A 13,679-nucleotide genomic window follows, 5' to 3' on the forward strand; every position below is an offset into this window, starting at 1 on the left:
GTAAGAAAAGCTGTTAAATAAAAAAACCCGCCATGTCGGGCGGGTTTTTCTTATATCGCTTAGTGAGCTATTTGCTTACCTGCATCGGATTTATTCCGTAAGAAGGATTACGTCCGTTTACCGCCGACCGCTGCTTAAACAATTGCAGCTTCGAAGGCGCCGGAAGCTTACCCCAATAGTTATTGCTTTCATCAATATCTGCGGTTTCGCGCATAGGATCAAGCTTAATAGAAGCTACCTCTTTATCCTGAACGTAGAACTTACTCGCGCTCTTTTCGTTCAGGCGCCATATTTGCGCTGGAATGCGATCAATACTTTTTGTACCATCGGTATAAGTAAACTCAACGATAACCGGCATAACCAGGCCGCCTTTATTGCTGAAGGATAGTTCGTAGAAATATTTACCTGCGTATTTTTTCTGATCGTCTGCTGCCAATGCCTCTGTTGAAGGTCCTGACGGCGTTTTGCCTTTCATGATACTTTCGTATTTATTCTGGTCTACGTTTACCAGCCCACGATCATATTTCCAGTAAAAATCATGAGTGGCGGTATCTTTATCTGTGTAGAACTGAATGGACTTGTCTCCACGATTCCTCACTTTCGAGATATCATCGTATACCGGAACCATTGGGGCGGCCACTTTATTTACTGCGCCGTTCCGCTCAGCAAATTTTGGTACGCCATCCACATCGGCTTTCGAAACTTTAACCGAATCTAAGGAGATATCGCAAGGGTCGGTGCCGTAAAACCAGCCTCTCCAGAACCAGTCGAGATCTTCTCCGCTGGCATCTTCCATCGTACGGAAGAAGTCTGCCGGCGTAGGGTGTTTGAATGCCCAGCGTTTTGCGTACTCTTTAAATGCGTAGTCGAACAGATCACGACCCATGATGGTTTCACGAAGCATATTCAAACCCGTCGCCGGTTTAGAGTAAGCATTCGGACCAAAACGCACGATATTCTCCGAGTTCGTCATTACCGGCTCCAATTCGTTTTTGGGAAGCTTCATATAATCTACGATGGTATACGCCGCACCTTTTTTACTTGGAAATTTATTATCCCAAAGCTCTTCGGTCAGGTATTCAACAAATGAGTTTAAGCCTTCGTCCATCCAGGTCCATTGGCGCTCGTCGCTGTTCACGATCATCGGGAAGAAGTTGTGGCCCACTTCGTGGATAATTACGCCGATCATTCCGTTTTTCGCACTTTCACTATAGGTCCCATCTTTTTCGGTACGTCCATAGTTAAAGCAGATCATCGGGTATTCCATACCGTTCGAAGCCTCTACGCTCTGTGCGACCGGGTAGCCATACGGAATAGTAAAATCAGAATAAGTTTTTATCGTATGCGCTACCAGGCGGGTTGAGTACTTGCTGTATAAACCATAGGCTTCCTTGCCGTAAAAGCTCATACACATCACGTTTTTATTGCCAACGTTTTGTCCCATGGCATCCCACACAAACTTGCGTGACGATGTCCAGGCAAAGTCGCGAACATTGTTAGCCTGGAAAACCCAGGTCTTTTTAGCGCTCGCAGGCGATACTTCCGCTTTCTTTGCTTCCGCGAGAGTTACGATCTCTACAGGAACTTTAGCTGTTTTTGATTTCTGATAGCGTGCCAGGCGCTCAGGACTTAAAACCGCGCTGTAGTTGATACACTCACCGGTGCTGCCGATCACGTGATCCGCCGGTACTGTCATCTGCACTTTGAAATTACCGAAGGTCAGGGCAAACTCGCCGCGACCGGTGAACTGGTGGTTCTGCCAGCCCTGGAAATCGCTGTACACACACAAACGCGGGTACCACTGTGTCATCGTAAACAGGTAATTGCCGTCTTCGGGGAAATATTCATAACCACCGCGGCCGCCTATCGTTAAGCGGTCGGTAATTTTATAATGCCAGTCGAGGTTAAAAACAAACTGCTGACCCGGCTTTAACGGAGTTGGCAAATCGACACGCATCATCGTTTTATTGATCACGTAACTTAATTTTTTGCCGCTTGCATCGGTCAGCTTCGTAATGATATCGCCAAGCTTATTATCTTCCGTAGTATTCCGCCCGCTTACGCGATCAAGCATTTGCGTTGACATTTGAGAAGGCATGGTTGAGCTGCTCTGATAATTCGCGTTGTTAACTGTGCTATGTTCGTTTTCATCCAGCTGTAACCAGATATAACTTAAAGGATCGGGCGAATTGTTATAGTAAGTAACCGTTTCACTTCCTGTAAGAACCAGGTTTTTTTCATCGAGTTCGCACTTGATATTGTAATCAGCACGCTGCTGCCAGTATTTTACGCCTGGCGCGCCGCTGGCTGTACGCTGCTCATTTGGCGTACTTAAAATGGTACCAAGCTGTTCGAACTTGTTCCCATGATTACTGCCAGGATTATTCTGAATATCCTGTGCGAGTGCCGTGCTGACAGCGACGGCGCAAAATAAACCAGTAAAAATTTTCTTCATATATATCGTTAAAAGCTAAGTTAACCAGGGCAAACGTTCAAGTGCCATCTTAACTGACAAGGCAAAAACCCCGGAAGATATAAAAAATATCCAATCCCTCCGGGATACCTTCAGGAAATTCATAAACAACCAGGCCATGACAAGAATAATCGCAACGACGACTATTTGACCAACTTCCAGGCCTGCATTAAAACTAAATAATCCCACCCCGATACCCTGATCCTTCGCAAGCATAACCCGGATCGCGCTGGCGAATCCCATCCCGTGAATTAGGCCAAAAAACAGGGCCAGGTAATAATTTATCCGGGCAGTTCCTTCCCGCTTGTCTATCCGTAAAATGTTATTGATCGCCGTTATAAAAATTGTACACGGAATCAGAAACTCTACCCATTTACCCGAAACGCGGATCACATCCAAAACGCTTAACGCCAATGTAAGCGAGTGCCCGATCGTAAACGCAGTTACAAGGATAAGCACTTTTTTGATATCGCCGAAAATATATACCGCGGCTAATGACAGGATAAACAGCTGATGATCAAGCGCGTCGGGACTGATGATATGCGTCCATCCAAGATTAAAGTAAAAAAGAAAATCCGGCATCCGAATAGCTGTTCAAAACGCTAAATTTAACAGCTTTTTAACACAGATAAAGCATAACAGGTAAATGATTGCACAATTTTCAAAAGTCCTATTATATTGTTACATACTTTTCAATATTCTCATCACCGGAAACGCGTTTGCCGCTAACCGCCACCCGCTTCATGTAAGTACTACCGATATAAGTTATAATAAGCAGGATAACAAGATCGAAGTTATTTGCACCGTTTTTACTGATGACTTCGAGACTGCCTTAGCTAAACAATATCATGTTAAAACCGATCTGACGAAGCCTGATATGCACAAGGCAATGGATGCATTGATCAAAAATTACCTGAACGAAAACGTAAGACTAAAAACGCAGAAAGGTACACTGGCATTAAACTATGTCGGCTATGAGATTAACCGGGAGGCGGTGAACGTGTACTTCGAGTCGAGCGCCACTGAGATTCCGAAAAGGATCGACGCGCAAGTAAGCATTTTGCATAACCTGTTCGACGATCAGATGAATATTGTGCACATGACTGTTAACGGCGTACGCAAAAGCACGAAATTGGATTTTCCGGATAAAACTGTTTCGCAGATATTTTAACAGAGATGACGCGTACAGGTTTGTCATTTCAAAAGAGGCGCGACTGCGAAGTTTAACTTAACACCAAAAATTACCTGCTTGCTCAAGCAAGGTTTTGTTTCTTTCCATCGATTGCGAAAGAAATGCCCTGTCGGCATCAGGCATGAAAACTTATTAAGAATTCATTATTCCGCTTACTTTTTCCATGCGAACTCCGCGTAACACTTTTTAATATAGGCAAGCACATCATAATCCGACATCGTTTTTAAACCATTTACCGATGGCCGGTATCGATCCATAAACACCTTTAAGGAATCACTTTTCAGGCCGGTCAACTGGCTTACCTTTTTCTCATTAAAGCGCTGAAGTGCGTAATTCTGTTCTTCGTTAGCCAGCAAAGTCTTTTTAAATTTTGCTTTCGGATCGGAAGCAGGGAAGAAAATCCCGGCAATTGAAAGAAGATTAACACTTAACAAGGAGCCGGTGCTGATCGTCGGTACCGGTTCAGGATTTTTGTCCGGATAAGGGGAACGTGTAATAAACATATCTTTCAGGCCCGGCGATTTATAGTCAAATCCGGCGGCGTTCTCCTCGCGGTTCCTGATTGAATCCTGTTTAAAGTTTCGTTCGCGGTTTACCTGGACATCTTTAAGCATAAGCGATTGCGGTTCAAGCAAGATAGTGACAGGGCCGGATCCGGCAGACTTAACTTTTATCAGCGTTGGTTTGTAGCCAAGGCATGAAACGCGAACAGTATCGCCCTCCAAAACATTATTTAGCGTAAAAGCACCCATTGAGGAGCTAATCACTGAACTTTTATGCGTACGAACCAGTGCGTTCTCAACCGGTTGATTATTGATCTTGTTCAGGACAACACCTCGTATGCTTTGGCCGAAACAACTCATACTTCCAAGAATGGCCAGTATGGTTATAAGATATCTCATGCGCAGTCTTTGTTACGCAAAATAAATACCTTGTAACCGTTAAAACTAAAATTTAACAAGCTTTAACAACTAGACAAAGGCCGGCGCCAACTCTCTACAGCTACTTACTACAATCAAAAGGCCTTCACTCTTAAACCTATTTCAAAAGTACCGTTTGAAACATTGGTCATAGCCGAAGTATTAGAGCTGTAAAGTCCCAGTATGGAAAGTCGTTTCTTAAAATTCATTCCTACCCCGAAGCTTGCATTTTTCGTACTGTGATACATTGCCTGGAAGTTTAAAGTATTGTTCAGAAACGAAAGGTTAGCGCCTGCATCGATAATCGCGTCGTAGTTTTTCACACCGCGAACGACTACTTTGGGTTCCAGTTCCATGCCACCTACGGTATTTTTGTCAAGCGTCAGTCGGTAGCTGGCCGCTCCCATCCAGGTAGCCCGGTCAATCTCATTGCGACTGTTATCGTCCGTATTAAAGAAACTTTTCAGATTGGGCAAGGCCGCCTGTACCCTTAAGCGGTTCCCGGTGTAGGCTAAGCCAAAATCTCCGTCCAGGTAAGTACCCTGGTTGTTGTAATTGGCGATTGATACATCCGTCAGATCTCCGTCGACGTCCCTGTAATTTATCCGCTGATCCATCACACCCAGCGACAGTCCGAAACTCAGCCGATCGTTGTTCCCGCTAAGAGGAAGATGGTAAGCGTAACTGGCTACAGCCCTGGTTCGCCGCATCAGGCCCGAATGGTCATTGTTCAAACTCACTCCCAGACCCATCCGCTTGCTGCTTCCCCAATCCGCCGTAAGCGACTGAAGACTCGGAGCTCCCGGGATATTGCTCCATTGCTGCCGGTAAATTCCGCCGATGTTTAATTCGTTTTCCATTCCGGCAAAAGCCGGATTCGCCAGGTATTGGTTCTGGAAATACATTGCCCCTAAAGGGTTCAGCTGTGCATGGCTTTTATAACTGCTTATTATTAACACAGCAATTACTATGATTCTTGTTTTTATCTTTTGCATCCGATTTTTCTTACTACTTACTACTTACTACTTGATATTAGCTATTTAATAGTAGCTACTTACTACTAGCTGCGTCCTTTCCTATCTGCTATCCCTCACAATGGTGATATATCCCTTAAATTTTCCGATTTCCTGGCCGAATTCGAGGACATAATAGTAGGTTCCCTCTGACAGCGGAGCTCCGTTGAACGATCCGTCCCATGTATTATCATAGCCTTTTTTGCTGTAAACCACTCTTCCTGCACCGTCGAAAATTTTTACCTGGTTATCCGGATACAAGTCGATATTGCGAACAACCCAGACATCGTTCTTACCATCATTGTTTGGTGTGAGAATATTAGTAGCATCAAGCTGGTAATCTTTTTTCACTTCCAGGGTAAAGCTCCGGCTGCTGCTACAACCGTTTTCGTTGGTAGCCGTTACAGTGTAAGTGGTAGTTTGAGCGGGACGAACGGTCAGGACTGATGTATTTTGCCCACTTATGGTTCCTTCGGTTGAACTCCACTGGTAGCTGATTCCATTATTGCTTGAGGCCCTGAGAACAGCCGACGCTCCCTTACTGATGCTGTTGCCTTTATCGCTTTCAATAGTCGCTTCAGGTAATGCATAAATCGTCAGAGTTCCCGGCTGATAACTGAACGTGTAATTCGCCGACTCTGCTCCTTCCGCCTGAATGGAATAAGTGCCTGCCGCAGAATTTCGTGTTGCAGCAGTATGCAGATTCGCCTGTTTGGTAAATGCAGCGCTGGTTTCGCCGGAGGCCAGTCCGGAATAATTCGTTTTAAACACAGGGTTCACATCACCATAACAACGGCTTGCATTCTGAACAGCGATGGTCACAGCCGCTTTGTTTATTATTAACTTCCCGTCGACAAAAATGATCGTATAATCACCAGAACTCAACCCCTGCGGAACGATCGTATATGTGCCAGAGTTCCTTGCGCCCTGAGACGTTCCGCTGTAATCCAGTTTACCGGATAATGCGGCTTCCGAATCGCCGGCTCTGAAACCAGTGTAGGTCACACCGTTGCCACCTGCAAAAGCTGTCGCGTCATACGCCCTGGCCGCATCCCTCGCCTGAACAACCAGGTTTGCTTTGGTAATGGATAAGTCTGCACCGGAGTATACCAGTGTATAGTTACCATTCAGCGCCAGCGTACCTTGCTTTATTGCGTAGCTTCCAGAGTGTTCACCCGCTGCTCTTGTCAGCGATCCGATGAAGCTGTCGCCGGTTACCAGCGATGGACTGAATGTGTATGTCAAAGCAGGCTCTGCATTGCCGTAAGTTTTGCTTTGGGCATTTGCAGTAACGGTGATAATTTTAGGGTTAATAACAAGGGTTTGCACAACAGCGGCAGCCGGGTTAAACGCATTACTTCCCGGCTGATTTGCCGTAATGATTACACTACCGGCTTTATGGATGGTCGCCACATCTCCGCTGATCGAAACAACGGAAGGGTCACTGCTGGCGAACTCTGGCAGCAGGCCTGAAGACACCGTAGCTGAAAGCATGAACGGAGCATCTCCGTAGCTCTTATCAGCGAGCAGCGCAAACGAAATAAGCTGGTCGGCTTTGGGTCTTGCACTAACATCAGCGGTATAATCGCTTTCATTACCTGCCTGATCGACTGCCGTAATTCTATAAAAATATAAGGTTCCGTTGATCAGCCCGGGATGAGTAAATGTAAGCACCGATGCATCAACCGTTTGCAGTAGTGTGACCGGGTTGGCTGCAGTACCTCCATAAATACGGTACTCATGTATATCACTTTCCGGGTTGGCATTCCAGCTAACGGTATTTAGCGCATCACCTGGTACCGCCGCCAGGCCGGCAGGCGGAATCGGGGCAATACCGTCGACTTTTATGCCTGTTTGTACACTTCCGCTTATAATGGCGTCATTTCCCGCGGCATCTTTAATCGAACCACCGTTCAAACTAAAAGGTCCTGCAAAAATTCCATCATCGTCAAAATCACCGGTTTGGACAGCATAACGATAGACCAGTTCATTGGTACCACTACCCGAATAATAAGCAGCCTGGTAAGTCCTGCTGCCAACCACAAACTTCAAGGACGGAGTTCCGCCTGCCGTGTTAACCGCTATATTCTCCGAATACCTGATATGAAGATCAACATTCTCACCAATCTTGTAAGGCCCGTTTCCCGACGGTATAATTGCATTGGTTGGGAAAGGCGCGACACCATCAACAATGATTATCGCCTGTCCACCTGCCGAATTGGCGCTGTACAAGGCCGGAAGAGTTAATATCGCGTCATCATTATTGAAATTCCTTATCGTTCCGCCGTTTAATGATAAGGCTGAGGTGGATTGATATTCGAGGTCGGACGACACATCTCCTGGCTGTACCGTATACGTGAAAATAAGCGTATTGCTGCCGCTTCCTGACGTATAGCTTGCACTGCGGTCGGTTGTACCCGTTTCCATCAATAATCCCGGCCGACCAGCAGCTAAATCAACATTTACCGGCTGGTCAAATTTTACGCTGACGGTTATCGCATCATCAATCTTATAAGTGCCGTCAGAAGTAACAAATGATGCTGTGGTTATTTTGGGAGCAACACTATTTACTGTAATAGTGATAATTTGGGTCGCCGTTTTATTGCCTCCGGGTCCGGTTAAGCCTAAGTCATTCGCCGTTATCTGTAAGGACGCCGATCCATAGTAACCGGCTGACGGAGTAAATGAGGCGCCATTAAGCGCAACGTTAATGTCAGCTAAGGTACCCTCAACAGTCATCGTTACATCACCGAAACCTGTGCCGGCGATAAATGACAAACCAGCCGTACCTGATAATGAAACTGTTCCGTTTGTGGCTGTCAAACTAAGTTGCTCAAACCCTGAACCGCCGTCCGGGTCGCTTATGCTGATCAAGTTTGCATCTGCCGTTTGAAACGTCAATACTGCATCCTGAGAAATCGTTTGAGCAGATGGCGCTGTGATCAGCGGACTATCATTTACGTCAGAAACGCCGATGTCGTGTGTAGCAGCGGCGCTGTTATCAATACCATCATTTACGATAAATGAAATTGTCCTGGTATTAGTCGCCGGAGTTTCAGACGTATTCGTATAGCTGATGGATCGAAGTGCTGATTGCCATTGAGCCGTCGTAGCCGTAGCGCCAGCGGATGCCAAAATTAGCTCGCCGGTAGCGGAGTTAAAACTGCCGGAAATATTCCCCATCGTGAGACCATCGTTGACGAATGCAAGAATATCCTCTCCTGAATTAAAATTTCCGGTAATAGAAACATTAGCTGAGGAAAGCGTGCTATTATCGTCATCACTAACGGTTATCGTGTTATCAATCGTCACCGGAACAGACACGCTGTTGTCGCCTTCGGTAAACGATGTAACGCTTGTGCCGGTTGTTATAACGGGTTGATTATTCACCCGCTCCACCACCAGCGTGTATTTCTTGACCGTTACATTATCATTAGCGGTCACTTCCACCTCGATAGTATTGGTTCCGTAACTCAAAGCTACAGACGTTGAACTCCCACTGCTTGCGACCGTCCCGTTAACAGTGAAGGTCGAAGTCATGTCTTCCAGCACCGGTGTAACATCAATACTATTAATATCTCCGGGCACCGTGGCAGTATAATTAACTACTGTTTTATCAAAAACCGGCGACAATGTTCCTTCACTTATTCCGAGGCCGGACAGGTTAGTGTTCAAAATAGGCGCAATAGATCCTGAACCGGAAAAATTTAATGTAAAATCTGTATTCGCATTGGAGTAGTTTACAGCCAGGATAATGTATATCGAACCTACCTGCGTTGGATTTACCGTTCCTGATGCACCGCGAGCGGGCTGGATATCGCAGATCGCCGGTGGTAAATTATCCATCTTTGCTGCGCATATCTCGGCGATTGTGCGCCCGGGAGCGAAAGGCCCCCAAACTGCCCAGTCTGTATCCGTGCCGGCGGTGTTATCAAGCGCCATCTGGATACTTCCGGCAGAGCTGGCGACCACATACATCCAGGTAGCATATTGACTTCCGACATTTATCGGAAGGTTATATCCGTCCATACAGCCAAGCGTATATCCTTTATCAGTAAATTTATTAGCAATGTGCGACGCAGTTACATTGGTACTGCTTGTCAGCTGAAAAGCGCCGTCACACAAACCCTGTGCTTGTAATGACAGAACAGTGCCAAATGCAGCCGCGAAGGCAAAGAAAAACCTTAAGTAAAATTTTATCATAACCGTAGTTTAAAACCCACCACGGACGTTCAAACTTGCGTAAGAACTAAAGACATGTCTATAGGAGACGAGAGAGCAAAACCGAATAAAAATTTATCCCGGCAATAATTTATATCGCGAAAGTAATTTAATATATGAATAAGTGAGAAATAATGATTTCAACAATCGACAAATTTCCCACAATATGGGAAACTTTTTGAAGACAAAAATTGACGCTATATAAAGAGTCGGCGCTTAATCAAGGCTCCTGTCACCCTCAAGCGGTTATGCCGGGCAAGCGTCAATTTAATCTTTGAGGCACTCTAGTTTACTCGTTCTTTCTCAATTTAATTTAACTGCTCTAATATACTTTTCAAATAAGGAGGTTCTTCAAGACTGGCTCGCTGGCCGGTCGGCATTACGTTCGCTTTCGTCTATGCTTCGAGTGCCTCAGTATGACGAAAGCCTAAGGCTGGCGAAAGGGCTTTTGGGTCAGTCTGAGGCTCTCGAAGACTGTGTATCAGGCCGTGGGTATCACGTTCGCTTCCTCTATACTTCGAATGCCTCAGCACGACGAAGCTTAAGGCTGGCTAAAGGGCGTTTGGGTCAGTCTGAGGCTCTCGAAGACTATGCGTCAGGCCGTGGGCATTACGTTCGATTTCTTTATACTTCGAGTGCCTCAGCACGACGAAAGCTTAAGGCTGGCTAAGGGCGTCTGTGTCAGTCTGAGGCTCTCGAAGACTGTGCGTCAGGTCGTGGGCATTATGTTCGCATTTTCTATTCTTCTCTGCCCACCGGCGGAGAGTGCCTCAGACTGACAAAAGCCATCACCCTCAAAATGGCTATAAATTGCTATTTCAATATTATTTACTTACCAATAACTTGCATCATTGCTCGCAAGAAGTGCATATTCATCCGAAGCATAAAAATTTCCCCGATACGCAGCCATTACCGCCCAGGCATTTTTAACGTCTTGATTCACAGTTTATCTAATCAGCATGTCATGATCATTAAAATATATAAGCAGCTGTTTATAAAATGTCTTTTATGTGCTGCATTTTTTATATGCCTTTCCTCCTGCTATTCCGTACGTATCATCAGCAGGGACGGCGTGCCTCAACCGGATTACACCAATAACTCCCCGGACTTTTACAAGAATAAAATGGTTCTTGTAATCGACACAACCATCCGGCTGAAGGTTCATGAAGGAGATTTCAGCCTGATAAAAGGCTGCTCCACCCAGGGGTTTTACGCATTGGAATACCGCATGACTTTTGGCGATGTCCTGGTCAGCGGTATTACCTTTGGAAAAGTGCGGAAAGTACGGGTTAAATACGTTTGTATAAAAGAAAATTAGTCATGGCAAGCACTATTAAACAAGCTATAGGAAGCTGGAATACGCTGCATGAAAACGGCCCGTTCCCAGCGAAGTTCCTGCACATCACCAGTTTAGAAACTAAAGCCAACATGCCGTCGGTCATCGATAGGTATAACGATGCAACCATCGAAATCCGGAGATTGCTTAAAGAAGCAATGACTAAGGGCGAAGGCTTCCGAGCCATCGGTTCCAGGTGGTCGATGTCGCATATCGCGCATCACCAGGACAATATGCAGGTGAATGCAAATATGAATATCAAGAAAGCCATGCAAGCTGACGAACTTCATCCCCAATCGGCATTTAAGCCTGAAAACCTTTTCTTTTTTCAATGCGGAAATGTGATCAAGGAGATCCACAATTTCTTAGCGGAGAATGGTAAGTCGCTTAAAGCAAGCGGCGCCAGTAATGGCCAAACCATCGCGGGCTGTGTTTCTACCGGGGTACACGGCTCAGCGTTAGATGTCGGTTCCGTGCAGGATTATGTGGTCGGCCTGAATTTGATTATTGGGCCGGAACCTGATGATGTTGTCTATATCGAACGCCATTCAAAACCTGCTTTAACTGACCAGTTTGCCGCTAATATAAAATCCAGGATCATCAGGAACGATGACTTGTTCAATGCTGCACTGGTGAGCCTGGGCTCATTTGGTTTTATACATGGCGTAGTTGTCGAAGCTGAAGACCGGTTCCTACTGAAACGTTACGTAAAACGGATCAGTAGTGTCCAGGCGCTCGAGCTGGCGGCATCCCTGAATTTCGGGGATTCCCCTTTTAAAATTCCTACGGAAACCGACGCCAACGGGAAAGGGATACGCCCCTACCACTATAAAGTATTCATCAACCCTTACGTCGATCAAAGCGAGTACGTTGTGGAGATGATTTACAAAAAGCCGTATCAGCCCGGCTATCCCGATCCGATTCCTGCCGTTAAAACTTCCATCTACCGCGATTTGATTTTGCTGTTTATTAAGATTGCTGAGAAATGGGATGGAACGATACCTACGTTGATCAAGCTGCTGCAAAAATCCATTTTGCCGCCAGTAGACTTAGAGCTCACTGGAACCTTATACGAGATCTTTTGGGATGCTGGGTACCAGGGACCAGCGTTTGCCTGCTCGGTAGGCGTCGATCATAAGGATTCGCCAAAGGCACTGGACCTGTTAGTAAAACTCGCAAAAGAGGAAGGACCTATTCCCGGAATCTATGCTATGCGCTTTGTCAAACAATCACCCGCGACAATCGCGTTTACAAAATTCCCGGTCACCTGTATGATTGAGATTGACGGACTTCTGTGGGATGCCGGAAAGAATAATATGATTAGCCTTAAGCAGTTCTGCACCCGGATGATTGAAGTATTAAAAGCCAATAACATCCCATTCACCTTGCATTGGGGTAAAAATGCCGACTGGTCTTTTCCTGGTTTGGCGGGACATATGTATGGCGGCGCCGCTGAACAATGGAAAAAATTAAGGAGTGCTATCCTCTCGCCGGAAGCCGCCAAGCTTTTTTCCAATGATTTTTTAAAGGACCTGCATTTGGATGAGTACCTGGAAAATGAACCAACGGTTATCAGCCAACCTGTTATTGTGTGATAAAGCTAAAAACATACTGGCTATACCAAACGGTTAAGTGTGAGGCTCTCGAAGAACGTGAGCATGGGATTACGGTACGTCTATGCTTCGAGCGCCTCAGCATGACAAAGTATTTCGATTCTATAAATGCCAGGTGTCAGTCTGACGCTCTCGAAGATTGGTGCGCCGAAATGTGCGATTGAACTTCGAAACGTCTATGCTTCGAGCGCCTCAGCATGACGGAGTGCCTCAGCAAGACGATAGATTACGGTCCGTGATACCAAAGGCCGTCAGTCTGAGGCTCTCGAAGACTGGTGCGCCGAAATGTGCGATTGAACTTCGAAACGTCTATGCTTCGAGCGCCTCAGCATGACGGAGTGCCTCAAGCTTAACTTCGCAGCCGCTTCTCTAATTTTCCAGGCTTCTTTTCTCTCTCCAGCTTTGGTATGCTGACCATATCGTACTTAAGTCGGAATACATATAAGGCATTTTGTGTTCGTTGCGATGTGCCTGCAGAACTATATCAAGTACCGGGTAATCAATTTCAAGGCCCGCTCCAACCAGGCCAAACAAAAGATCTTTATCTATTAAATTTTTGCTTATCAGCACGCCTGTCTGATTCAAAAACCTGATCCTGTTCAAAATGCTCCGGTCGACCTTGTCGTTGTCTTCATTCACCGCAAGATGGTATTCTTCATTATATCGTTTAATGATCTCCGCATCAGAAATAGACTGAGCTTTAAGCTCCCTGATAAAACCTTTTATTTTATCGACATCCTTTCGTGCCTGCCTCTGCTCATCTGAATAATAAATTTCCGCTATTTTCCAGTACATATCGATATGCCTTTTTTTGATTACTTCACGTAGCTGAAAAAAGGCGAAAGAAATAGCGACAACGCCCAATACCTTAACAGAGATGTCGATGAGCCACTGTAGTTCCTGTATCATGA

The 13,679-nt window shown here is 45.8% G+C and carries 9 protein-coding genes; 3 read left to right on the forward strand and 6 right to left on the reverse strand.

Going from position 1 to position 13,679, the window contains the following annotated elements:
• Positions 1-67 precede the first annotated feature (67 nt).
• Entirely contained in the window at positions 68-2,455 is a 2,388-nt protein-coding gene (locus tag GS399_RS10970) for a M1 family metallopeptidase (RefSeq protein WP_160844662.1), read from the reverse strand.
• 15 nt (positions 2,456-2,470) lie between these two features.
• Positions 2,471-3,055, reverse strand: coding sequence for a HupE/UreJ family protein (locus GS399_RS10975; RefSeq protein WP_160844663.1), 585 nt, complete (start codon positions 3,053-3,055; stop codon positions 2,471-2,473).
• A 64-nt stretch (positions 3,056-3,119) separates the two neighbouring features.
• On the opposite strand from GS399_RS10975, the gene GS399_RS10980 reads away from it, so the two are divergent.
• Positions 3,120-3,644: a DUF6702 family protein gene (locus tag GS399_RS10980; RefSeq protein ID WP_160844664.1), complete on the forward strand. Its 525-nt coding sequence runs from the start codon at positions 3,120-3,122 to the stop codon at positions 3,642-3,644.
• 173 nt (positions 3,645-3,817) lie between these two features.
• On the opposite strand, the gene GS399_RS10985 is transcribed toward GS399_RS10980, so the two are convergent.
• From GS399_RS10985 to GS399_RS10995, 3 genes are all read right to left on the reverse strand, one after another.
• Positions 3,818-4,567 (reverse strand): carboxypeptidase-like regulatory domain-containing protein, encoded by a 750-nt coding sequence (locus tag GS399_RS10985; RefSeq protein WP_160844665.1) that lies wholly within the window; start codon positions 4,565-4,567, stop codon positions 3,818-3,820.
• Positions 4,568-4,680: 113 nt separating this feature from the next.
• Positions 4,681-5,580 carry a PorP/SprF family type IX secretion system membrane protein gene (locus GS399_RS10990; RefSeq protein ID WP_160844666.1) on the reverse strand — a complete coding sequence of 300 codons (900 nt, stop codon included), beginning with the start codon at positions 5,578-5,580 and terminating at the stop codon, positions 4,681-4,683.
• A gap of 81 nt (positions 5,581-5,661) precedes the next feature.
• Positions 5,662-9,801 (reverse strand): MBG domain-containing protein, encoded by a 4,140-nt coding sequence (locus GS399_RS10995; protein ID WP_160844667.1) that lies wholly within the window; start codon positions 9,799-9,801, stop codon positions 5,662-5,664.
• Between the two features lie 982 nt (positions 9,802-10,783).
• Here GS399_RS10995 and GS399_RS11000 point away from each other — a divergent pair.
• Both GS399_RS11000 and GS399_RS11005 read left to right on the forward strand, forming a co-directional pair.
• The gene (locus tag GS399_RS11000) at positions 10,784-11,137 is read left to right on the forward strand and encodes a hypothetical protein (protein ID WP_160844668.1); all 354 of its coding nucleotides are present in this window, start codon (positions 10,784-10,786) and stop codon (positions 11,135-11,137) included.
• Positions 11,138-11,139: 2 nt separating this feature from the next.
• The gene (locus GS399_RS11005; protein ID WP_160844669.1) at positions 11,140-12,750 is read left to right on the forward strand and encodes an FAD-linked oxidase; all 1,611 of its coding nucleotides are present in this window, start codon (positions 11,140-11,142) and stop codon (positions 12,748-12,750) included.
• A gap of 387 nt (positions 12,751-13,137) precedes the next feature.
• On the opposite strand, the gene GS399_RS11010 is transcribed toward GS399_RS11005, so the two are convergent.
• Positions 13,138-13,677 (reverse strand): hypothetical protein, encoded by a 540-nt coding sequence (locus GS399_RS11010; protein WP_160844670.1) that lies wholly within the window; start codon positions 13,675-13,677, stop codon positions 13,138-13,140.
• Positions 13,678-13,679: the final 2 nt, after the last annotated feature.

It is taken from the genome of Hufsiella arboris, assembly GCF_009834875.1.
GTDB classification, from domain to species: Bacteria; Bacteroidota; Bacteroidia; order Sphingobacteriales; family Sphingobacteriaceae; genus Hufsiella_A; species Hufsiella_A arboris.